The sequence below is a fragment of the Cedecea sp. B1(4) genome, assembly GCF_059414925.1.
This window is the reverse complement of record NZ_JCAHMZ010000061.1, coordinates 1-354: the sequence shown is the minus strand read 5'-3', so window position 1 is coordinate 354 and position 354 is coordinate 1. Positions and strand designations below refer to the sequence as shown.

Annotated in this window: 1 protein-coding gene; it reads right to left on the bottom strand. The window is 55.1% G+C overall.

Translation table 11 applies throughout. The features are described 5' to 3' along the window. Nucleotides 1-120: 120 nt before the first annotated feature. On the bottom strand, nucleotides 121-354 hold a 234-nt coding region (locus ACR6JA_RS22120), incomplete at its 5' end, for a hypothetical protein (protein WP_494599528.1).

Below are 354 nucleotides of genomic sequence, written 5' to 3'. Positions count from 1 at the left end.
GGTCTGGAAGTCGTGCCCTTCGTATCCGTCCGGCATTCGATACCGGAACTCAACACCGTCGAACATGCCCATTTGGCCTCCGGTATGGTTATCAACCACAAAATGCGGCTTTCATTAAAGTCATCCTCGACCTGGAGGAAGGATGTTGTTCAGCAAGCAGCTCGATGCATCCAGCGGCATCTCATAGCGCTCCGCCACGTGGCGGAGGCCATCAGAATTTTCGTGGGCCTCTCGCCAGCGAAACCGGATTCCCAGTTTGCGCCCTTCAGCCACAAGGGCAATGAAAGTGTCTAGCCACGGGCCTTCCTTAGTGGCGCACAAATCCAGCAAAAGCGGCTTGTTGTCGATCTGAAC